This is a genomic window from Acinetobacter sp. Root1280, from assembly GCF_001425285.1.
Taxonomy (GTDB): domain Bacteria; phylum Pseudomonadota; class Gammaproteobacteria; order Pseudomonadales; family Moraxellaceae; genus Acinetobacter; species Acinetobacter guillouiae.
Window position 1 is genome coordinate 1 of the sequence record NZ_LMED01000025.1, and the last position, 23,638, is coordinate 23,638.

Genomic DNA, 23,638 nt, shown 5'->3' on the forward strand with positions numbered 1-23,638 from the left:
ATGGCTAAGGCTAAGTTTGAACGTAATAAGCCACACGTAAACGTGGGTACAATTGGTCACGTCGACCATGGTAAAACAACTTTAACTGCTGCAATTGCAACAATTTGTGCAAAAACTTACGGCGGTGAAGCTAAAGACTACGCAGCAATCGATTCTGCACCAGAAGAAAAAGCACGTGGTATTACAATTAATACTTCACACGTAGAATACGATTCTCCAATTCGTCACTACGCTCACGTAGACTGCCCAGGTCACGCCGATTATGTTAAAAACATGATYACTGGTGCTGCTCAGATGGACGGTGCGATCCTTGTATGTGCTGCGACTGATGGTCCWATGCCACARACTCGTGAACACATCCTTCTTTCTCGCCAAGTAGGTGTACCTTATATTCTTGTATTYCTTAACAAGTGTGACCTTGTTGATGATGAAGAATTACTTGAATTAGTAGAAATGGAAGTTCGTGAACTTCTTTCTACTTATGACTTCCCWGGTGATGACACRCCTATCATCCGTGGTTCAGCACTTGCTGCRCTKAATGGTGATGCTGGTCAATATGGCGAATCAGCTGTACTTTCACTTGTTGAAGCGCTTGAYTCTTATATTCCAGAACCAGAACGTGCTATCGATAAAGCATTCTTGATGCCAATYGAAGATGTATTCTCTATTTCTGGTCGTGGTACAGTGGTAACAGGTCGTGTAGAATCTGGTATCGTTAAAGTCGGCGAAGAAGTTGAAATCGTTGGTATCAAAGATACAGTTAAAACAACTGTAACTGGCGTAGAAATGTTCCGTAAACTTCTTGACGAAGGTCGTGCGGGCGAGAACTGTGGTGTTCTTTTACGTGGTACTAAGCGTGAAGACGTACAACGTGGTCAAGTACTTGCTAAACCAGGTACAATCAAGCCGCACACTAAATTCGACGCAGAAGTATATGTACTTTCTAAAGAAGAAGGTGGTCGTCATACTCCGTTCCTTAACGGTTACCGTCCACAGTTCTACTTCCGTACAACTGACGTAACTGGYGCAATCCAATTACAAGACGGCGTTGAAATGGTTATGCCRGGTGACAACGTTGAAATGTCAGTAGAACTAATTCACCCAATCGCAATGGACCCAGGTCTACGTTTTGCGATCCGTGAAGGTGGTCGTACAGTTGGTGCTGGTGTAGTTGCTAAAGTAACTGCATAANCTAATTCACCCAATCGCAATGGACCCAGGTCTACGTTTTGCGATCCGTGAAGGTGGTCGTACAGTTGGTGCTGGTGTAGTTGCTAAAGTAACTGCATAACCGCTAATATGTTTGTTCTAACCGAGAGTTTAGGCTCTCGGTTTGTTTATAGGTCAGTAGTTCAATTGGTAGAGCGTCGGTCTCCAAAACCGAATGTTGGGGGTTCGAGTCCCTCCTGACCTGCCATTTTTTAAATAAAAAACTTGATGTCGGCTAAACTGGTCATATAATAAGTCGCGAAACCTACGACGAGTACAAAAATGTCGAATGATAAATCACGTGACGCAATGGGCGGCGCGGCAATTCCTCAAAGCAACAATTCTGCTGAAATGGTGAAGACAAGTTCTCCATTTGATTTTATTTTGTGGATCATAGCATTGGCTTTATTTGGCGGTGCGTTGATGACAAATCAATATCTTCCAGCGTATTGGGCACCTGCAAATAGTGTCTGGGTGCGTATTGGGGTAATTTTAGCTTGTATCATCGTAGCTTTAGGTTTATTATACGCCACCCATCAAGGCAAAGGCTTTGTTCGTTTGCTTAAAGACTCTCGTATCGAATTGCGTCGAGTTACATGGCCTACGAAACATGAAACAGTAACCACTTCATGGCAAGTTCTCCTCGTTGTTGTAGTTGCCGCAATTATTTTGTGGTGTTTTGACTATATCATCGGTTGGTTTATGAAGTTTATTATCGGGTAAGAGAGCTATGAAACGTTGGTACATTATTCATGCCTATTCAGGTTATGAAAAACAAGTGATGCGTTCACTTAATGATCGAATCCAGCGTAGCGCTGTTGCTGATAGTTTTGGTGAAGTCCTTGTTCCTACCGAAGAAGTGGTAGAGATGAAGGATGGTAAGAAGCGTAAATCAGAGCGTAAATTCTTTCCTGGCTATGTGTTAGTCGAAATGGAAATGAATGATGAAACTTGGCACATTGTTAAAGAATGTCCAAAAGTATTAGGTTTTATTGGTGGTACAGCTGAAAAGCCAGCACCAATTACGCAAAAAGAAGCTGATGCGATTCTTGCACGTGTACACAATAAAGGTGAAGCACCTCGTCCTAAGACGATGTTTGAGCCGGGTGAAGAATTACTTGTTACTGACGGTCCATTCACAGACTTTAAAGGTGTGGTGGAAGAAGTTCAGTACGAAAAATCACGTTTAACGTTGACGATTAATGTATTTAATCGACCAACTCAAGTTGAATTGGAATTTCGCCAAGTCGAAAAAACAATTTAATTTGCACTGTTTGAAAGCGCCCGATTTGTTATGGATCGGGCATTGTTGTTGTAACGGTATCGTTACTTGAAATGTTGGGGAGCTCTAAAAGGCGTTTGTACCCAGAGGTAATTTGAAATGGCTAAGAAGATTGACGGCTATATCAAGCTGCAAGTTCCAGCTGGTAAAGCGAATCCATCTCCACCGATTGGTCCTGCACTAGGTCAACGTGGTGTTAACATCATGGCATTCTGTAAAGAATTCAATGCTGCTACACAAAAAGTTGAACAAGGTCTTCCAATTCCTGTAGTGATCACTGTGTACAACGATAAGTCGTTCACATTCATCATGAAAACTCCACCTGCTGCGATTCTTCTTAAGAAAGCTGCTGGTATCCAAAAGGGTTCTGCTGTACCAAACAAAACTAAAGTTGGTAAGTTGACTCGCGCTCAGTTAGAAGAAATTGCGACTACTAAAGAACCAGATTTAACTGGTGCTGATTTAGACGCACGTGTACGTACCATTGCTGGTTCTGCGCGTTCTATGGGCTTGGAAGTGGAGCTATAAGACATGGCAAAGTTAACTAAACGTCAAAAAGCCATTGCTGCAGCTATTGAAGCAAACAAAGTTTACACTTTGGAAGAAGCAGTACAAGTTCTTAGCAGCCTACCTGCTGCAAAATTCAAAGAATCTTTGGATGTTGCGGTAAACCTAGGTGTTGATCCTCGTAAATCTGACCAAGTTGTTCGTGGCGCGACTACACTTCCTGCAGGTACTGGTAAAACTGTACGTGTTGCTGTGTTTGCTCAAGGCGCTGCTGCTGAAGCTGCTAAAGCTGAAGGCGCGGACATCGTTGGTTTTGATGATCTTGCTGAAAGCATTCAAGCGGGTAACTTAGACTTCGATGTTGTGATTGCTGCTCCAGATGCAATGCGTGTTGTTGGTAAGTTAGGTACGATCCTTGGTCCACGTGGCTTAATGCCAAACCCTAAAGTGGGGACTGTAACTCCTGACGTAGCAACTGCAGTTAAAAATGCAAAAGCTGGTCAAGCACGTTACCGTGTAGACAAAGCGGGTATCATCCACGCTGCGATCGGTCAAGTAGGTTTCACTGCTGAAGCTGTTCGTTCAAACGTTGAAGCGCTTATCGCTGACCTTAAGAAAGCAAAACCTGCGACTTCTAAAGGTATCTACATCCAAAAGATCACTTTGAGCTCAACTATGGGTCCTGGTCTTGTTGTTGATGTACAAAACGTTTCTAAATAATTATTTTTCAATAATTATATTGCGATAAAAGAATTTTAAAGTCCTGAGTAAAATTTGAAGTGTTACTTCAAATTTTACGCAAGAAAGAGTGATGACTTCTATTGAGGTTGAGCTTTTCTTCTTGTGGATTGATAAAGCATTGCTTTGTTGATCATCAGGCGGACTTTGAATTGATAGATGTAAATTTATCAGCGTCAAAGACCTCAGGCGAGGGGAGTCTTCGGATTCGCTTCTTAAAATACCAGTCTGAGTAGACGCGGTGGTGTGATTGATTCCTCCTCCGCGTGTAAGTCAAGAGATTGATTTACGAATTGGGAGTGCAGTCCGTGGATTGCATAAATCACCGTTAGGAGGTTTTACAATGGCTCTTCTTATCGAAGACAAAAAACAGATCGTTGCGGAAGTAAATGAAGTTGCTTCTACCGCGTTTGCTGCTGTTGTTGCTGACTACCAAGGTTTAACAGTTGAACAATTGACTACACTTCGTGTTGAAGCTCGTAAGTTAGGTGTTAAGACACGTATCGTGCGTAACACTTTGGCTAAACGTGCTTTCGAAGGTACTCAATTTGATATCTTAGACGAAAACCTTGTTGGTCCAACTATTCTAGCTTTTTCAACTTCTGAAGATGACATGGGCGCAGCTGCTCGCTTGTTTGAAGAATTTGCTAAAACTAACAAAGCATTTGAACTTAAAGCTGCTGCATTTGACGGCAAACTTTATCAAGGTGCTGACGTTAGCGTTATCGCGAATCTTCCGAACCAAGAAAAAGCACTTACTATGCTTGCCAATGTTCTTCAAGCTCCTATTTCGAAATTGGGTCGCCTTATTACAGCGCTCAAAGAGAAAAACGAGTCAGAAGCTGCATAAGCTTAATAAATTTCACACACCATTCAATATCCATTTGGAGTTATTCTCATGGCTTTAACTAACGAAGAAATCTTAAACGCAGTTGCTGAAAAAACTGTTCTTGAACTTGTTGAACTTATCTCTGCTTTCGAAGAGAAATTCAACGTATCAGCTGCTGCTGTGGCTGTAGCTGCAGGTCCTGCTGTTGCTGCTGCTGAAGAGCAATCAGAATTCAATGTTGAATTGACTTCTTTCGGTGCTAACAAAGTTGCTGTAATTAAAGCAGTACGTGAAGTTACTGGTCTTGGCTTGAAAGAAGCTAAAGACTTAGTAGAAGGCGCTCCTTCAAATCTTAAAGAAGGCGTTTCTAAAGAAGAAGCTGAAGAACTTAAGAAAAAACTTGAAGAAACTGGTGCTACAGTTACTGTTAAGTAATTTCGCTAGGGGTCGAATTTTAATTTGACCCCAAAAATTGGCTGATGGCTCTTGGGTCATCAGCCTTTTTGCGTTACAATAATCGGCTCGATTTTAGATTGATTGGTAGAAAAACCATCAATTTTAAAAATAAATAAACACAATCAAACGCTTACCAATATTTTTCCATTTTAAAAATATTGCTAAGCGTTTTGTACCACTGAAATTTGCAGCATTTGTATAAAAGTGGTGGTCATATCGACCTGCGTAATTCCTTCTAAGTTCGTTCTGCAGGCGGACTTAGTTTACTTTCCGAGGACTCCAGATGGCATACTCATATACCGAAAAGAAACGGATCCGTAAGAATTTTGGTAAATTGCCCCAAGTCATGCATGCTCCGTACCTGCTCTCGATTCAAGTCGACTCGTACAGAACATTCTTGCAAGACGGCAAAACACCAAAAAATCGCGAAGATATCGGTCTCCAAGCTGCATTTCGTTCAGTTTTTCCTATTGAAAGTTATTCGGGCAATGCTGCTTTAGAATTCGTTGAGTATAGTCTTGGTAAACCAGAGTTTGATGTTCGCGAATGTATTCTTCGTGGCTCAACCTATGCGGCACCAATGCGCGTTAAAATTCGTTTGATCATCAAAGATCGTGAAACGAAATCTATTAAAGACGTACGTGAACAAGAAGTGTACATGGGTGAAATGCCACTCATGACTGAGAATGGTACCTTTGTGATCAATGGTACTGAGCGTGTAATCGTATCTCAATTACACCGTTCACCAGGCGTATTCTTTGACCATGATAAAGGTAAAACGCATTCAAGCGGTAAAGTGCTTTATTCAGCACGTATTATTCCTTATCGTGGTTCATGGTTAGATTTTGAGTTTGATGCTAAAGATTTAGTCTTTGTACGTATTGACCGTCGTCGTAAATTACTTGCGACTGTTGTGTTACGTGCATTGAGCTATAGCAATGAACAAATTCTCAATATGTTCTACGAAAAAGTACCTGTATATCTTGATATGGGTAGCTATCAGATTGATCTTGTGCCTGAACGTCTTCGTGGTGAAATGGCTCAATTTGATATCGTGGACAATGATGGTAAAGCCATTGTTGAACAAGGTAAACGTATTAATGCTCGCCATGTACGTCAAATGGAAGCTGCTGGTTTAACTAAACTTCCAGTTCCAGATGAATATTTGTATGAGCGTATTACTGCTGAAGATATCGTACTTAAAGACGGTGAAGTGATTACTGCTAACACTGTGTTAAGTCATGAGATTTTGGTCAGAATTGCTGAAGGCGGTATTAAACAATTTAATATCCTGTTCACCAATGACATCGATCGTGGTTCTTTTGTTGCTGACACCTTACGTGCAGATACAACATCTGGTCGTGAAGAAGCACTTGTAGAAATCTACAAAGTGATGCGTCCAGGTGAGCCACCAACGAAAGAAGCGGCTGAAAACTTATTCAATAACTTATTCTTCTCTACAGAGCGTTATGATTTATCGCCTGTGGGTCGTATGAAGTTTAACCGTCGTTTGGGTCGTCCTTACGAAGTAGGTACAGATCAGAAGTCTCGTGAAGTAGAAGGTATTCTTTCTAACGATGACATCATTGATGTACTGAAAACACTGGTAGAAATTCGTAACGGTAAAGGTGAAGTCGACGATATCGATCACTTGGGTAACCGTCGCGTACGTTCTGTTGGTGAAATGACAGAAAACCAATTCCGTGTTGGTTTAGTTCGTGTTGAACGTGCTGTTAAAGAGCGTTTAAACCAAGCTGAAACAGATAACTTGTCTCCACAAGATTTGATCAATGCGAAACCAGTTGCTGCTGCAATCAAAGAATTCTTTGGTTCAAGCCAATTGTCACAGTTTATGGATCAAAACAACCCATTGTCAGAAATTACACACAAACGTCGTGTATCTGCGCTTGGGCCTGGTGGTTTGACACGTGAACGTGCGGGCTTTGAAGTACGTGACGTACATCAAACTCACTATGGTCGTGTATGTCCAATTGAAACACCTGAAGGACCAAACATTGGTTTGATCAACTCGCTTTCTGTTTATGCAAAAGCGAACAACTTCGGTTTCTTGGAAACACCATACCGTCGCGTTGTTGATGGTCGTGTAACAGATGATGTTGAATATTTATCTGCAATTGAAGAAGTAGGTACTGTTATTGCACAGGCCGATTCTGCATTGGATAAAGATGGACATTTAACAGAAGACTTCGTTTCAGTACGTCACCAAGGTGACTTCGTTCGTATGCCACCTGAAAAAGTGACGCATATGGATGTATCTGCTCAACAGGTTGTATCTGTCGCTGCATCACTTATTCCATTCCTTGAACACGATGATGCCAACCGTGCATTGATGGGTTCAAACATGCAACGTCAGGCTGTTCCTACATTGCTTGCTGATAAACCACTTGTGGGTACTGGCATGGAAGCAAACGTAGCGCACGACTCTGGTGTATGTGTGATCGCGAAACGTGGCGGACGCATTGAGTTTGTAGATGCATCACGTGTGGTTATTCGTGTCAACGAAGATGAAATGATCGCGGGTGAAGCAGGTGTAGATATCTACAACTTGATCAAATACACGCGTTCAAACCAAAACACATGTATTAACCAAAAAGTGCTTGTGAGCATGGGCGATAAAGTTGGCCGTGGTGACGTTCTTGCTGATGGTCCATCAACTGATGGTGGTGAATTAGCATTGGGTCAGAACATGCGTGTCGCGTTCATGACTTGGAACGGTTATAACTACGAAGACTCGATTTTATTATCTGAACGTGTTCTTCAAGAAGATCGTTTAACGTCAATTCATATTCAAGAATTATCATGTGTTGCGCGTGATACGAAGTTAGGTGCGGAAGAAATCACTGCCGATATTCCTAACGTAGGTGAAGCAGCGTTATCTAAACTTGATGAATCAGGTATTGTTTATATCGGTGCTGAAGTCGCAGCGGGTGATATTCTTGTTGGTAAAGTGACACCTAAAGGTGAAACACAATTAACCCCTGAAGAAAAATTACTTCGTGCAATCTTTGGTGAGAAAGCGGCAGACGTTAAAGATTCATCTTTACGTGTTTCTTCAAGCGTTAAAGGTACAGTCATCGACGTTCAAGTGTTTACACGTGACGGTATCGAGAAAGATGAACGTGCTCAAGCGATTGAGAAAGCGCAACTTGATGCTTATCGTAAAGACTTGAAAGAAGAATTCAAAATCTTCGAAGAAGCTGCTCGTGAACGTATTATCCGTTTGTTAAAAGGCCAAGAGTCGAATGGCGGCGGTACGACCAAGCGCGGTGATAAGCTATCTGAAGATGTATTGTCTGGTTTAGAGCTTGTTGATCTTTTAGAAGTTCAACCAACAGACGAAGGTATCGCTGAACGCTTAACTCAAATTCAAGTGTTCTTGAAAGAGAAGAGCTACGAGATTGATGAGAAATTTGCTGAGAAAAAACGCAAACTTTCTACAGGTGATGAGCTTACAACAGGTGTCTTGAAAGTTGTTAAAGTTTACTTAGCTGTAAAACGTCGTATCCAGCCTGGTGATAAAATGGCGGGTCGTCATGGTAACAAAGGTGTTGTATCAAACATCTTGCCTGTTGAAGACATGCCGCATGACATCCATGGTGTTCCAGTTGATGTCGTACTTAACCCATTGGGTGTACCATCACGTATGAACGTGGGTCAGATTCTTGAAACTCACTTAGGTATGGCTGCAAAAGGTCTTGGCGATAAGATCGACAAGATGATGAAAGAGCAACGTACCGTTCTTGAGCTTCGTGATTTCTTAGACAAGATTTATAACAAAGTTGGTGGCGAGCAAGAAGATCTTGATAGCTTAACTGATGAAGAAATCTTGGTGTTATCAGGTAACTTGCGTAAAGGTGTTCCTTTAGCTACGCCAGTATTTGATGGTGCAGAAGAAAGTCAGATCAAAGAGTTACTTGAGCTTGGTGGTATCTCACGTACAGGTCAAACAGTATTGTATGACGGACGTACAGGTGAGCGTTTTGACCGCCCAGTAACTGTTGGTTATATGTATATGCTCAAGTTGAACCATTTGGTTGATGACAAGATGCATGCACGTTCTACTGGTTCTTATTCACTTGTAACTCAACAACCGCTTGGTGGTAAAGCACAATTCGGTGGTCAGCGTTTCGGTGAGATGGAAGTCTGGGCACTAGAAGCTTATGGTGCTGCTTATACACTTCAAGAAATGCTTACTGTGAAGTCGGATGACGTTGAAGGTCGTACTCGCATCTATAAGAACATTGTAGATGGTAACCATTATATGGATCCGGGTATGCCTGAATCGTTTAACGTATTGACCAAAGAGATCCGTTCTTTAGGTATCAACATTGAACTGAAAAATGGTGACTAAACTTCACCATTGAATCTCCCTAAATCCCTCTTTATGAAAGAGGGACTTTCCCCCTTAGAAAAAGGGGGATCAAGGGGGATTAAAATTCAGTGAAAAAACAATATTTGTGACCCAGTCGTAGCCTGAAAAGCGCTTCGACACACGGAGAAAAAAATTGAAAGACTTGCTCGATATCATGCGCAAAAAGACGGATTCAGATGGTCATGCTCCAGTAGAGTTTGACCGTATCCGTATTGGTCTTGCGTCACCAGAAATGATTAAGTCATGGTCTCACGGTGAAGTTAAAAAGCCAGAAACCATTAACTATCGTACGTTTAAACCAGAACGTGATGGTTTATTCTGTGCCAAAATCTTTGGTCCAGTAAAAGATTACGAATGCTTGTGTGGTAAATACAAGCGTATGAAATATAAAGGCGTCATTTGTGAAAAATGTGGCGTTGAAGTAACAACTGCAAAAGTTCGTCGTGAGCGTATGGGTCACATCGAGCTTGCTTCTCCAGTTGCGCATATTTGGTTCTTGAAATCATTACCAAGCCGTATCGGTTTATTACTTGATATGACTTTACGTGATATCGAACGTGTATTGTACTTCGAATCTTATGTGGTTACTGATCCTGGCATGACGCCAATGGAAAAGTACCAACTTCTTAACGATGAAGAATACTTCACTGCGTTAGAAGAACATGGTGACGAATTCAGCGCGAAAATGGGTGCAGAAGCAGTTCAAGATTTGTTGAAAGACATCGATCTTGAAGCTGAAATTTCTCGTTTACGTGAAGAAATTCCAAACACAACTTCAGAAACGAAGCTTAAAAAAGCCTCTAAACGTTTGAAGTTGATGGAAGCGTTCAAAGAGTCGAACAACAAGCCAGAATGGATGGTGATGAATGTACTTCCAGTACTTCCACCTGATCTTCGCCCGTTGGTACCGCTTGAAGGTGGTCGTTTCGCGACTTCTGACTTGAACGATCTTTATCGTCGTGTGATCAACCGTAACAACCGTTTAAAACGTCTTCTTGACCTTGCTGCACCAGACATTATCGTACGTAACGAAAAACGTATGTTACAAGAGTCTGTAGATGCGTTATTGGACAATGGTCGTCGTGGTCGTGCTATTACCGGTTCGAACAAACGTCCGCTTAAATCTTTGGCTGATATGATCAAAGGTAAGCAAGGTCGTTTCCGTCAAAACTTACTTGGTAAGCGTGTTGACTACTCTGGTCGTTCGGTAATTACTGTAGGTCCAACTTTACGTTTACACCAATGTGGTCTTCCGAAGAAAATGGCACTTGAATTATTCAAGCCGTTTATCTTTGCTAAGCTACAAGCTTCTGGCCAAGCAACAACCATTAAAGCTGCGAAGAAAATGGTTGAGCGTGAAACTCCTGAAGTTTGGGACGTTCTTGCATCTGTAATTCGTCAACATCCAGTGATGTTGAACCGTGCGCCAACACTTCACCGTTTAGGTCTTCAAGCATTTGAACCTATTCTAATTGAAGGTAAAGCGATCCGTTTACACCCACTCGTTTGTGCTGCGTTTAACGCCGACTTCGATGGTGACCAAATGGCGGTTCACGTTCCATTAACACTTGAAGCTCAATTAGAAGCTCGTGCGTTAATGATGTCGACCAACAACATCTTGTCACCTGCCAACGGTGAGCCGATCATCGTACCTTCTCAGGACGTTGTCTTGGGCTTGTATTACATCACACGTGATGCAATCAATGCCAAAGGTGAAGGTATGGTGTTTGCGGATACTCACGAAGTAAACCGTGCACTTGCAACAGGTCAAGTTGACTTACATGCACGTGTAAAAGCACGTGTACACCAAACAGTGATTGATGAAAACGGTAACCGTGAGCATCAAACTATTGTTGTAGATACGACACCTGGTCGTTGCTTACTTTGGGAAGTTGTTCCTGAAGGTATGGATTTCCAACAAATCAACGTTGAGATGACTAAAAAGAACATCTCTAAGTTGATTAACTCTTGCTACCGTAAATTAGGTTTGAAAGATACAGTTATCTTTGCTGACCAATTGATGTACTTGGGCTTCCGTCAAGCAACACGTTCTGGTGTTTCTGTGGGTATGGAAGACATGTTGATTCCGCCACAAAAACAAGCAATTATCGAAAAAGCAGAAGTTGAAGTTCGTGAAATTGAACAACAATTCGAGCAAGGTTTCGTAACTGCGGGTGAGCGTTACAACAAAGTTGTCGATATTTGGGCGCGTACTAACGACCAAGTTGCCAAAGCGATGATGGACAACTTGTCATTCACGACTGTTAAAAACAAGCAGGGTGAAGACGAGAAGCAAAAATCATTCAACAGTATCTACATGATGTCTGACTCAGGTGCCCGTGGTTCGGCAGCTCAGATCCGTCAGCTTGCAGGTATGCGTGGTTTGATGGCGAAACCAGATGGTTCGATCATTGAGACACCGATTAAAGCAAACTTCCGTGAAGGTTTGACAGTACTTCAGTACTTCATTTCAACACATGGTGCGCGTAAAGGTTTGGCCGATACAGCACTTAAAACAGCAAACTCTGGTTACTTGACACGTCGTCTGGTCGACGTTGCGCAAGACTTGGTTATTACTGAGCCAGATTGTGGTACGCTGGAAGGTCTTGTAATGACTCCGTTCATTCAAGGTGGCGATGTCATTGAGCCATTAAGTGTACGCGTATTAGGACGTGTAACTGCTGAAGACGTGAAAAAAGCGGGTTCAGATGAAGTTGTTCTTCCACGTAACACATTGATTGACGAAAAAATCGCGGCGTATCTTGAAGATGCGGGTGTCGATGAAGTTAAAGTACGTTCAGTTGTAAACTGTGCTTCGACTTTCGGTGTATGTGCTAAATGTTATGGTCGTGACTTGGCGCGTGGTCACTTGGTAAATCCAGGTGAATCTGTCGGTGTTATGGCTGCGCAATCAATTGGTGAACCTGGTACACAGTTAACCATGCGTACATTCCACGTAGGTGGTGCTGCAAGCCGAACGTCTGCTGCAAATAGCGTACAAGTACGTAACAAAGGTACAGTTCGTTTCCATAACGTTAAAACTGTTCAACATGCCAAAGGTCACTTGGTGTCTGTTTCACGTTCAGGTGAAATCGGTATCGCTGATGATTTAGGTCGCGAACGTGAGCGTTATAAACTTCCATACGGTGCGTCTATCTTGATTAAAGATGGTCAACCTGTAGAAGGCGGCGGTATTGTTGCAACTTGGGATCCGCATACACATCCATTAGTTACAGAAGTTGCTGGTAAAGCACGCTTCAGCCAAATTTCGGATGGCGTAACTGCAACATCGAAAACTGATGATGCAACGGGTATGACCACTGTTGAAATTTTACCTGTAACAGCACGTCCTGCTTCTGGTAAAGATTTGCGTCCTGCAATCGTGTTGGATACAACCGATGGCGGCGAACAGTTCTACTTCTTGCCACAAAACACGATCGTAACTGTTCGTGATGGTGAGACGATCGGTGTTGGTGACGTTATTGGTCGTGTGCCACAAGAAACTTCACGTACTCGTGATATTACCGGTGGTCTGCCACGTGTAGCTGACTTGTTCGAAGCACGTAAGCCGAAAGAACATGCAATTCTTGCTGAAATCTCAGGTGTTGTAAGCTTTGGTAAAGAAACCAAAGGTAAGAACCGTTTAGTGATTACACCAGATGATGGCTCTGAAATTTATGAAGAGTTGATTCCAAAATGGCGTACCATTAACGTGTTTGAAGGTGAGCATGTGAACCGTGGTGAAACCATTTCTGATGGTCCACAAAACCCACATGACATCTTGCGTTTGAAAGGTGAAGTTGCATTAACCAACTACATCGTGAACGAAGTTCAAGACGTTTACCGCTTACAAGGTGTAAAAATCAACGATAAGCATATCGAAGTAATCGTTCGTCAAATGTTGCGTAAAGTTGACATTACCGACGGTGGCGATACAAGCTTTATCAAAGGCGAACAAGTGGATTACATCCGCGTTGTGGGCGAAAACCAAGCGGTATTGGCTCAGAACAAGTTCCCTGCGAAGTATGAACGTCAATTGATGGGTATTACCAAAGCATCGCTTTCTACTGACTCGTTCATCTCTGCTGCATCGTTCCAGGAAACAACACGTGTGTTAACTGAAGCGGCTGTAACAGGTAAAGAAGATGATTTACGTGGCTTGAAAGAAAACGTTGTTGTAGGTCGCTTGATTCCAGCAGGTACTGGTCTTGCATACCACTTAGAGCGTCGTCGTCAAGAAGCAGAGGCTGCAGAGCATGAGCTTGTAAATGACTTCTCTGAAGTAGATCAAGCATTCTCTCAAGCTTTAAACGAAGATTCTTTCTAAGTTAAACAGCTTTTGAAATGAAGAAGACGCCTTAGGGCGTCTTTTTTTATATACTGAGTAGACCTCAGTCACAAACATTAAAAATGGCAGTTAAAATTAGAAATATATGGGTAGTTTTACTGGCAGTCATGTTCGTTCCCGTCTGTTTGTTGATGTTTTTACCTGCTCAGCCAGAAATGAATTGGCAGCACGATGTATTTCAATTCATCACAGAAAAATTAAAGATTCAAACGGGAAGGTTTGGTCCCTTGGCTTTTTATACTGTATCGGTGACTGCATATTTTTCACTATTGAGCAGCATTTGGGCCGTTTTTTTATTTTGCATGATTTGGCAAGAAGAGCGTGAAACTACACTTCAAACAACGCCCCAGACAGCGCAGTTTAAGTTGTGGGATGGAGTGCTTGTGGTTGTATGTATTCTTGGGTTTATCTGGTTTAGTTTTTCGATGATGCAATGGCATTTCGCGAAACAAGATATGACCATAGGTTTAGGTCGAAATGGCTATTTATTCCAATCCTTGTATCACTATCAACTTGGTATTGTCTTTGCTGAACTCTTTTTTATGCTTTTCTTGGTATTCAGCCAGCTGGCAATCTTGATGCTTGTTTATGCAAGTTATCATTTTCTCAAAGAAAAAATTAAATAAACAAAATTAAAATTCAGTATGAGGTATTTGATGGTTAACCCCTTGTTTTTAAAATTTTAACTAGAAAGCGGTTACTCAAAGATAGGCTTTTTTCATAACGCCTTTTTAAAACGATAAATCAACATGAAATTTCCCTCATCCTAGCCTTCTCCCAAAGCGAGAAGGGACTTCAATACCAATATAATTCACTCAACATGATTATCTTTTGCTTTATGAAAGCGACCTAATAATTTCTTATTAACATGAATGTTATTTAAATTAGATGGTGCATCTTTGATAATCAAAGACTACAAATGGCAACATGAAAATTTAATTTAATCCATAAATTAGTGTTTTCATACAATCAGTGGTAATCAATTGCATTTGTAAGTTCAGATAGAAAGGATGAATAACATGAAAAAAATAGTAATGACTATGATGTGTGTGAGTTTACCTATTGTGATGCTTACAGGTTGTGAAAACATGTCAGCAAATGATAAGCGTATTGCTTCAGCGGCCCTTGGTGGTGCTGTTGGTGGCGGTGTAGGTAATCATGCAGGTAATGGCGTTGGTGCTGCTGTTGGTGCAGGCGGTGGTGCTGCTGTAGGAAGCAAAGCCAATAATGGTTCAAATCGCAATGCAACCTATAGTGGTATTGGTGCGGGTATTGGCTCAGTCCTTGGTAAGGGTGTTCTTGGCGGTGATGCTGGTGCTGCAATTGGTGGCGCGATCGGTGGTGGTGCTGGTGCTGCTATTGAGCAAAATAAGTAAGCGTCTAAACCCAAGACTCAATAAAAATAAGCGCAACGTATTAGCATTGCTGATTACGTGATGCGCTTATTTTTTTATTCCTATTCATATCTAAGCTTAAAAGATCTGACCATCTTAGTACTATTGCGGCATCCTATTGATATTTCGCATTAGCAAGACTGATTTTAATCTTGTTTAGCGTTTTAAGGGGTGGGGGTTTTTACGACGGATATATACGGTTTTTTGTACCTCAGCAATTCTTAAACCAGAATCATCAAAAATATTCACGGTATAGTTACGATAGACTGGATTATAGTTTTCCGCTAAATCTTTGACATGTTCGATTTCAATCGCATCTAAACGAATATCTGCATAAACCGTACTACGTCCAGGGGAAAGGAAATTGATGCTTGCGGTTTTATCCCAAACCATATATTTCGGACCCAGATGATGCATTAAAAGAAGCATATAAAATGGATCAACCATTGAATACAAACTACCGCCAAAGTGCACACCAACAATATTTTGATTGCTATGTGTCAGTGGCATTTTGACCCGAACATGATAGTTTTTTAGATCAATTTTTTCGATTTCAATCCCTGCACCTTTATATGGAGAAAAATGATTCAACATAAACTTGGAAACAAATGGGATTGTCTGTAGTTTTTTGATTAGCGCATTCATGGTCAATTCTAGTTATCGATTTTTAAACCATAATAAAGAACTGAATGGAATGTGGCATTGATCCAAATGCCCTCTACAACGAAATCACAGCCAATGGTAAAACAATAAAAGGTGACTCAATGCAAGTGCAAACTTATTGGATATCCACACAAGATAAGCAAAAACTTTATGCAAAAACATGGGGTAATGCTGAAAACCCTGCATTGGTTTTGGTGCATGGCTATCCTGATAATCAGGAAGTTTGGGAACCGATTATTGAACAATTGATCTCAAAATTTTACATCATTACTTATGATGTGCGTGGGGCAGGACAGTCTTCTGTACCGAAACGAATTCGTGATTATGGCTTAGCACGCTTATCTCTGGATTTAGAGTGCGTGGTAAATGAGCTACTGCCCAATCGTAATTTTCATCTTGCAGCGCATGACTGGGGCTCGATTCAGTCGTGGGAATCTGTGACTGAACCTAAATTTAAAAATCGTATTTTGTCTTATACCACCATGTCTGGACCTTGCTTAGATCATGCTGCTTTTTGGATGCGCGAACAGTTCTTGCATGAAAAGCCTAAATTTTTTAAGCAGTTATTTAAATCTTGGTATATCGTTGCATTCCAGTTACCATTTCTTGCACCGACCGTTTGGCATTTCTTTAGTCCACAACGCTGGGGCGCAATTTTAACGCAACTTGAGAAAAAGAAAGGCTTACCGTTAAACCAAAATATTGCAAAAGATGGTGAACATGGTATCGGACTATACCGTGCTAACTTTCTTCCACGTTTAACTCGACCACGTGAGCGTTATGCAGTATGTCCTGTACAGGCTGTTGTACTGTTAAGAGATAAATTTGTAAGCCCAGAATTGATTGATGAAGTGCCTAAATGGGCAACAGATTTTGAACGTGTAGAAGTTGATGCAAACCATTGGGCAGTACTTAGCCAACCACAAGACATTGCACAATATATTCAAACATTTGCACTCAAAAATAGTGAGAGTTGATTCGCTTAAAATGATGTGAGCTCTTATAAAAATAGGCCATGTTTTCACATGGCCTATTCATTTTATGACCAGTTCGACTAAATTACAGCTTCATTGTAGTGAATCTGATAAAATATCGGCTTTCAAATTTTCGTAAATTTCTCCATGAATGCTGTCGTTATTGCGATTGCCGTGATGTTTATCTTGTCACTGGCACGAGTTTCTGTTGTTTTAACATTGGTTATTTCAGCAATTATAGGTGGGTTGGTTGCAGGTTTAAGTCTGTCAGATACAGTTACAGCATTTAATGCGGGCTTAGGTGATGGTGCAGAAGTTGCCTTGGCATATGCGGTATTAGGCGCTTTCGCTTTGGCACTTTCAAAGTCAGGCTTGCCCGATTTATTGGCATATAAACTGATTGGCTTACTCGGTATGGAAGCCACGCAGAAACAAGCAACCAAAGTAAAATTCTTATTATTGGGTATTTTACTGATTGCCGCGATTTGTTCACAAAACTTAATCCCTGTGCATATTGCGTTTATTCCTGTGCTTGTTCCACCGTTATTAAAAGTGATGAATCACTTGAAACTCGACCGTCGTGCCGCAGCATGTGTACTGACCTTAGGTTTGGTCGGCACATATATCTTCTTGCCTGTAGGCTTTGGTGCAATTTTTCTTGAACAAATTCTGATGGGGAATATCAACAAAATTGGCGCTGCTTATCATTTGCATGTTGAAAGAAGCATGATGCCTATGGGAATGGCTATTCCTGTATTGGGTATGGTGATTGGTACTTTATTTGCCGTTTTTGTCAGTTATCGTAAACCGCGTATTTATGTTGATCGTAATGTTGCGCCAATTACCACGATTGATTTAGATAAACCACTTCGTGCGGTAAATGTTGAGGTATTAAAAGCTGATGGCATTGCCTTAGAGCAAGAAGCCAAACAAGAAGCTCCTGTGATTGCCAAGAAAACTATTCTTATGGCATTGCTGGCAATCATTTTAACCCTGATCTCTCAATTGTATTCAGGCTCGATGATTCTTGGTGGATTGGTTGGATTCTCTGTTCTTTCTGCCGCAGGGATTTTTAAATGGCAAGAAGCGGATGATGTTTTTGTACAAGGGATGCGTATGATGGCATTGGTCGGTTTTATTATGATCTCTGCCGCGGGTTTTGCATCTGTGATGACCCATACTGGGGACATAAATCAGTTGGTTAACGGTGTTGTTCATTTGATTGGTGACAATAAAGCGCTGGCTGCTTTCTTGATGTTATTTATTGGATTATTTGTGACGATTGGAATTGGTTCATCATTTTCAAGTGTGCCTGTACTTGCAGTCATTTATGTTCCTTTATGTGTACAATTCGGCTTCTCTCCGCTTGCAACTGTTGCCTTAATTGGTACTGCGGCAGCACTAGGAGATGCGGGTTCACCAGCTTCAGATTCGACCTTAGGACCTACTGCTGGTTTGGGTGTAGATGGGCAACATGATCATATTTGGGATACAGTTGTTCCAACATTTATCCATTTTAATATTCCATTATTGGTGTTTGGCTGGATTGCAGCGATGGTTTTATAAGCCGGCATTGATCAAACATAAGGAGATTCATTAAATGATTGATGAATCTCCTTTTTTTATGGTTATTTAGTCTGAAATAACTTGTGTTTGCGAGAAATTTCCTATAAATATTAAAAAATAAAATAATAGTTATGATTTTATTTATTTAAAATAACTAACCAATTGATAATATTATCTTGATTAAAATACTTGGTTTTAATTAAATAAACTTGATTAATTAAGTTGGGTTTAAAAACCAACCATATTGATATGGTTAAAATAAATTTACTTATATAACAATTATTTGAAAATATATGATAATTTTTGATTTAAATAAATGTTGCAATATTATTAATACCTATGTTTAATGCTTATTAATAACAACGCTGGGGTATTTATAATGTTAAAGCAAACTGCTCTTATTGCATTAATGGCAATTTCTTCTGCTTCATTTGCAGATTGGCAAGTCAAAGTTGGTGGTTCGGTGATTGCACCAACACAAGACACCAAAGTTGCTGGTGTTGGGACTGTGAAGGCAGACCATGAATATGCTTTTACACCTTCTGTAGAATATATCTTTGGTGAAACACCTTTCTCTGCGGAAGTTTTATTAGCTACACCAATTAGCCACGATGTGAAATTAGATGGTGAAAAAGCAGTTAACCTTAAACACTTACCACCAACTGTAACGTTTAAATATAACTTTAAAAACTCTACACGTTTTACACCGTATATTGGTGTTGGTGGTACAGCATTCCTTGCATGGGATGAGGAATCATCTGGGGCATTGGCGGGCACTAAGGTTAAAGTTAAAGAAGATTTTGGTTTTGCTGGTCAAATCGGTTTTAACTTCCAACCTGCTGATGCAAAAAATTGGGGTGTTTTCTTTGATGCCCGTTATGCTCAATTAAGCCCAGAAGTGACTGTTAAAGCGGGTAATACCACTGCTGCAAAATTTGATTTAGATATTGATCCAGTTATCTATACTTTGGGTTATAGCTATAGATTCTAAGTTCGCTTTAGAATCATAAAAAACTCGGTAAATTTACCGAGTTTTTTTATTTTTACAGAGCCTTATATATTGAAACAAGAAGCAATAAAAAATAGTTATTTTTAGCTATATAAGCGCCGATTAAATCCATTTAATCTATCAGAACATCAATAAGACTTTGACATGATATGAAAAATTTAATTTTTATAATATTTGTAGGGTTAAGCAGTAGCACTATAGCCAATGCTGCAAGTTTTAATTGTGAGCGTGCCCAGACCAAAAGCGAACATGCCATTTGTGAGCATCGCAGTTTAAACGATGCAGATGTCAAAATGGCGACCACCTATACCATTATCCGTAAACTCGTTCCGATGGGAACACGGGGCGTGATACAGGATCAGCAAGTGAAATGGTTACAACTGCGCAATCAATGTCAGGACAATCTACGTTGTTTAACCGATGCGTATCAGATGCGCCAGCAAAAACTAGAGATTTATATGAATCGAGTTTACCAACAAGGCCCATTTTAAAAAAAAATAAATTTGCCTATTGAAATATGCTTAAACCACTCCATTTCTAATGCATTCAATAAAAAAGCGTTATGAATTTACGGAGTGATTTTATGAGTGAACAGAACGTACAACACAGTTCAAAAAAGCATAGCTTTCAAGCAGAAGTGGCTCAGCTTTTACATTTAGTGACGCATTCACTTTATTCTAACCCTGAAATTTTCCTACGCGAGCTGATTTCAAATGCTTCAGATGCATGTGATAAGTTGCGTTTTGAAGGAATTAACCATCCTGAATATTATGAGAATGATCCAGACTTACATGTTCGTGTAAGCCTAGATAAAGATGCTAAAACAATCACCATCTCAGATAATGGTATTGGTTTAAGCCAACAGGAAGCAATTGATAACTTAGGGACGATTGCTAAATCAGGCACCAAAGACTTTATGTCAAAGCTATCTGGTGACCAAAAAGCAGATGCGCAACTGATTGGTCAGTTTGGTGTAGGTTTTTATTCTGGTTTTATCGTTGCTGATAAGATTACCGTTGAATCTCGTCGTGCAGGTTTAGATGCCTCAGAAGGTGTACGTTGGATCAGTGGCGGTACAGGTGATTTTGAAGTTGAACAAATTGAGAAGACTTCACGTGGAACATCGATTATTTTGCATTTACGTGATGATGCGCTGGATTATTTAGAATCTTATAAAGTTAAACAAATTATCAATAAATACTCTGACCATATCAGCTTACCTATCGAAATGCAGAAGGAAGTTTGGCAGGAAGAAGAAGCTGCTGAAGGCGAAGAGAAAAAACCAGGTCATTATGTTAAAACAGATGAATGGGAAGCGATTAACTCAGCAAGTGCTTTGTGGACACGTAGCAAAGGCGAAATTACTGAAGAGCAGTATGTAGAATTCTATAAGAATTTAACTCATGACTTTGATGCACCATTGGCTTGGGCACATAACCGAGTTGAAGGCAGCACTGAATATACCCAATTGCTTTATATTCCAAGTAAAGCACCAAGTAATATTTTCACACGTGAAGCTAAAGCAGGCATCAAACTTTATGTAAAACGTGTATTTATTATGGATGATGCAGACAATCTGATTCCAAATTATCTACGTTTTGTACAAGGTGTGGTGGATAGTGCTGATCTGCCGCTTAACGTAAGCCGTGAGATTTTACAAGAAAGCCGTGATGTGAAAACCATTCGTGAAGGAAATGCACGTCGTGTATTGACAACATTGGATGCTTTAGCAAAATCAGAAGATCAGGCTGACCAAGACAAATTTAAAACCTTCTATGCTGAGTTTGGTTCAGTAATCAAGGAAGGTTTAGGTGAAGACTTTGGTAATCGTGAACGTATTCTAAAACTTTTACGCTTCTCTACTTCGAGCAATGATGAAGTTTCAACATCATTGGAAGCGTATAAAGCACGCATGAAAGAAGGGCAAAAAGCCATCTATTATGTGACTGCCGATAGCTTAGCGGCTGCAAAAAACTCACCACAACTTGAATTGTTCCGTAAAAAAGACATTGAAGTTTTGCTTATGGCAGACCGTGTTGATGAATGGGCGATGGAGTTTGTGCATGACTTTGATGGTACACCTATGCAAAATGTCGCAAAGGGTGCAGTCGATCTTGGTGATTTACAAGATGCTGAAGAGAAAAAAGCACTTGAAGCTGCCGCAGAACAGTTTAAACCTGTGGTTGAAAAACTCTCTGATTCATTAAAAGCCAAGACCAAAGAAGTGCGTGTGACAACGCGTTTGGTGGACTCACCAGCATGTCTAGTGACCAGCGATGGTGAGCTTTCTCCACAATTGATTCGTATGTTAAAACAAGCGGGTCAGGCTGTACCTGAATCTAAGCCAATTCTGGAAATTAACCCAGAACATCCTTTAGTGAAAAAATTGGAAGGTTCGGCACAGTTTGATGATTTAGCCAATGTGATCTTTGATCAGGCCGTAATTGCTGAGGGTGGTTTACCTGATGATCCTGCGGAATATGTAAAACGTATTAACAATTTATTGCTTAAATAAGTCGTCATTTGTTTTAACAGAGCCTATCTTAGAGATAGGCTTTTTTATTAATAAGATTAAATGAATAAATTTAAAAGAATTCAATGTATAGGCTGTTCTGTATTACTCAGTTTAGCTACAACAGTAGTGATGGCATATGAACTTCCAGCTGTTGAAAAGCGCAATGCAAATACCACAGATCTTTCAGTACATAACGCCATGTTCTTACGACAAAACACACAGGCAGCTGTGATTGGTATATTGAAAAAAAATGGTCAGAACTATGAACTTGCAGCTAGCGATGGGAAAGGGGGAATGGCGCTACCTATAGCAGTACATCCAAGCCTTAAAATAGACGATGCTTTAGTCGATAAAGAAGTTAGGGCGATTGGGCGAATGACTTACGAAACAATGTATATGCCAAATTCAAGCGACTTTGGTCCCGCTTATAGTTTTACTTTTGAATTTTTTTCAATTGCCTCATTGAATTAAAAGGATATAGCAGGCGTTTTATAAACAGCAGTGGATAAGTCGAAACTTATCCACAGTTCAGCTTAAAGATTCAGCTTATGCTTAAAATAACGCTTCTAAACGGACCAAAGCACTTGGGAAATGGCTACGATCTTCACGACGATCATTAAAATAATTTAAATCACCTTGTACGTAAAACCATTCACGCCAAACAGGTTGTCGCCAAGACACAAAAGGCCCCCAACTGTTTAATTTAAGATCATTATCATTATAATAACCGCCAGTGTAGATACCGTAGTTAAAGCGATTGTTTTTAAAGAACTGATGTTGACGATAAGTACGGTTATCCCAAGTTAAATCATCGTCTTGTTCATCTGCATACGTCACATAGAATTGGTTAGAAATAAAGGGCTGATTGGGGCGAGCATGGGTTAGCTCTAAGTTGGTTCTTAAATAGTTTTCACTGTCGATTCCATAGCGATAAATTTGTTCTGCATGAAAAGTAAAATCATTCCCCAGTTTCCAATCTTTTTGAGCCTTTAAACGTGCATAAATATCATCGCCTGAACGAATACCAAGATCTGCATCTAAGTCAAAAGGTAAGCGTTTAGAAAGCTGTGACCAACGTAAAGCAATCGAGCTGTTATCATCACGAATTTGTTTACCATCCACTCGTTTATCTGGATCACCATCAGCATGATTATTATTGATCGCAATATTATTGGAAATTTCATCATCTAATGAATCATCACCAAAGACCACACTTAAACGGTTTTCAAGTGTGGGTAATTTTACTTTGCCTCGGATACGTGGATTGACATCATAACCATCATGTTTGTTCCATTGATTATCAACAATGATCCGCAACGTTGCTGATGCTGGATGTGCAGGATCAGTTTTTCCAAACCAGTTGTCCATTTTATTGGCTGTACGGTCTGCCCAGTTGCTAATTTTTTTCTGCTTTTTGTCGGCCCAGGTTTGATCTTCTGTTGCATCAGTTGGAGGAACAATAACCTGATTAGATTGTTCTGGGAAAATGGTCGGTGTTGAGTCAACAATTTTTGGAATATAGTTGAGCAAGCCGATCTCATTGTCTTTGGTGGTGGCTAAAGAAGGTTGCTGATCGACTTTCCCCGTTTTAGCATTCGCTTCAAGACTGCTATTTACTTCTGCAAATGCAGCGTTCCCAAAAAAACCGCCTAATATTAAGACATAAGGTAGTTTTGAGAAGATTGATATTTTATTCATATGCACACTTCTTAAACTTTGAATCATTCAGTTTTTAATTTTCAGTATAACTATGCC

General features: G+C 40.4%; 20 protein-coding genes and 1 tRNA gene. 19 read left to right on the top strand and 2 right to left on the bottom strand.

The window, feature by feature from the left end; translation table 11 throughout:
* From tuf to ASC84_RS15785, 13 genes are all read left to right on the top strand, one after another.
* Positions 1 to 1,191 carry an elongation factor Tu gene (gene tuf / locus ASC84_RS15730; protein ID WP_004723653.1) on the top strand — a complete coding sequence of 397 codons (1,191 nt, stop codon included), beginning with the start codon at positions 1 to 3 and terminating at the stop codon, positions 1,189 to 1,191.
* A 13-nt stretch (positions 1,192 to 1,204) separates the two neighbouring features.
* Positions 1,205 to 1,291 carry a hypothetical protein gene (locus tag ASC84_RS22465; RefSeq protein WP_227508788.1) on the top strand — a complete coding sequence of 29 codons (87 nt, stop codon included), beginning with the start codon at positions 1,205 to 1,207 and terminating at the stop codon, positions 1,289 to 1,291.
* A 50-nt stretch (positions 1,292 to 1,341) separates the two neighbouring features.
* Positions 1,342 to 1,417: transfer RNA gene (locus ASC84_RS15735), tRNA-Trp, on the top strand.
* 74 nt (positions 1,418 to 1,491) lie between these two features.
* Entirely contained in the window at positions 1,492 to 1,932 is a 441-nt protein-coding gene (gene secE, locus ASC84_RS15740; RefSeq protein ID WP_004718489.1) for a preprotein translocase subunit SecE, read from the top strand.
* 7 nt (positions 1,933 to 1,939) lie between these two features.
* Positions 1,940 to 2,473, top strand: a complete 534-nt coding sequence (nusG, locus tag ASC84_RS15745; protein WP_004718486.1) for a transcription termination/antitermination protein NusG — start codon at positions 1,940 to 1,942, stop codon at positions 2,471 to 2,473.
* Between the two features lie 117 nt (positions 2,474 to 2,590).
* On the top strand, positions 2,591 to 3,019 hold the full coding sequence (gene rplK, locus ASC84_RS15750) for a 50S ribosomal protein L11 (protein WP_004718484.1): 429 nt from the start codon (positions 2,591 to 2,593) through the stop codon (positions 3,017 to 3,019).
* 3 nt (positions 3,020 to 3,022) lie between these two features.
* Positions 3,023 to 3,718, top strand: coding sequence for a 50S ribosomal protein L1 (gene rplA, locus ASC84_RS15755; protein ID WP_004718482.1), 696 nt, complete (start codon positions 3,023 to 3,025; stop codon positions 3,716 to 3,718).
* A gap of 361 nt (positions 3,719 to 4,079) precedes the next feature.
* The gene (gene rplJ / locus ASC84_RS15760; protein ID WP_004718479.1) at positions 4,080 to 4,586 is read left to right on the top strand and encodes a 50S ribosomal protein L10; all 507 of its coding nucleotides are present in this window, start codon (positions 4,080 to 4,082) and stop codon (positions 4,584 to 4,586) included.
* A gap of 48 nt (positions 4,587 to 4,634) precedes the next feature.
* A complete protein-coding gene (rplL, locus tag ASC84_RS15765) occupies positions 4,635 to 5,000 on the top strand; it encodes a 50S ribosomal protein L7/L12 (protein ID WP_004818508.1) in 366 nt (121 codons plus the stop codon).
* 304 nt (positions 5,001 to 5,304) lie between these two features.
* The gene (rpoB, locus tag ASC84_RS15770; RefSeq protein WP_056516502.1) at positions 5,305 to 9,393 is read left to right on the top strand and encodes a DNA-directed RNA polymerase subunit beta; all 4,089 of its coding nucleotides are present in this window, start codon (positions 5,305 to 5,307) and stop codon (positions 9,391 to 9,393) included.
* Positions 9,394 to 9,547: 154 nt separating this feature from the next.
* Positions 9,548 to 13,741, top strand: coding sequence for a DNA-directed RNA polymerase subunit beta' (gene rpoC / locus ASC84_RS15775; protein ID WP_004718473.1), 4,194 nt, complete (start codon positions 9,548 to 9,550; stop codon positions 13,739 to 13,741).
* A gap of 83 nt (positions 13,742 to 13,824) precedes the next feature.
* Positions 13,825 to 14,388: a hypothetical protein gene (locus ASC84_RS15780; protein WP_056516505.1), complete on the top strand. Its 564-nt coding sequence runs from the start codon at positions 13,825 to 13,827 to the stop codon at positions 14,386 to 14,388.
* A 393-nt stretch (positions 14,389 to 14,781) separates the two neighbouring features.
* Entirely contained in the window at positions 14,782 to 15,138 is a 357-nt protein-coding gene (locus ASC84_RS15785; protein WP_004718470.1) for a hypothetical protein, read from the top strand.
* A gap of 174 nt (positions 15,139 to 15,312) precedes the next feature.
* Here ASC84_RS15785 and ASC84_RS15790 read toward each other — a convergent pair whose 3' ends face one another.
* Entirely contained in the window at positions 15,313 to 15,801 is a 489-nt protein-coding gene (locus tag ASC84_RS15790; RefSeq protein WP_004718468.1) for a PaaI family thioesterase, read from the bottom strand.
* A 119-nt stretch (positions 15,802 to 15,920) separates the two neighbouring features.
* On the opposite strand from ASC84_RS15790, the gene ASC84_RS15795 reads away from it, so the two are divergent.
* From ASC84_RS15795 to ASC84_RS15820, 6 genes are all read left to right on the top strand, one after another.
* Entirely contained in the window at positions 15,921 to 16,796 is an 876-nt protein-coding gene (locus ASC84_RS15795; protein ID WP_056516962.1) for an alpha/beta fold hydrolase, read from the top strand.
* Between the two features lie 144 nt (positions 16,797 to 16,940).
* On the top strand, positions 16,941 to 18,359 hold the full coding sequence (locus ASC84_RS15800; protein WP_004818515.1) for a Na+/H+ antiporter family protein: 1,419 nt from the start codon (positions 16,941 to 16,943) through the stop codon (positions 18,357 to 18,359).
* A gap of 379 nt (positions 18,360 to 18,738) precedes the next feature.
* The gene (locus tag ASC84_RS15805) at positions 18,739 to 19,350 is read left to right on the top strand and encodes an OmpW family protein (protein ID WP_016539694.1); all 612 of its coding nucleotides are present in this window, start codon (positions 18,739 to 18,741) and stop codon (positions 19,348 to 19,350) included.
* A gap of 167 nt (positions 19,351 to 19,517) precedes the next feature.
* Positions 19,518 to 19,859, top strand: a complete 342-nt coding sequence (locus tag ASC84_RS15810; RefSeq protein ID WP_004718461.1) for a lysozyme inhibitor LprI family protein — start codon at positions 19,518 to 19,520, stop codon at positions 19,857 to 19,859.
* Between the two features lie 92 nt (positions 19,860 to 19,951).
* The gene (gene htpG / locus ASC84_RS15815; protein ID WP_056516508.1) at positions 19,952 to 21,883 is read left to right on the top strand and encodes a molecular chaperone HtpG; all 1,932 of its coding nucleotides are present in this window, start codon (positions 19,952 to 19,954) and stop codon (positions 21,881 to 21,883) included.
* A gap of 60 nt (positions 21,884 to 21,943) precedes the next feature.
* Positions 21,944 to 22,354: a hypothetical protein gene (locus ASC84_RS15820; protein ID WP_056516511.1), complete on the top strand. Its 411-nt coding sequence runs from the start codon at positions 21,944 to 21,946 to the stop codon at positions 22,352 to 22,354.
* A gap of 81 nt (positions 22,355 to 22,435) precedes the next feature.
* Here the strand turns inward: ASC84_RS15820 and ASC84_RS15825 are convergent, their stop codons facing one another.
* Positions 22,436 to 23,581 (bottom strand): hypothetical protein, encoded by a 1,146-nt coding sequence (locus tag ASC84_RS15825; protein ID WP_056516515.1) that lies wholly within the window; start codon positions 23,579 to 23,581, stop codon positions 22,436 to 22,438.
* Positions 23,582 to 23,638 lie beyond the last annotated feature (57 nt).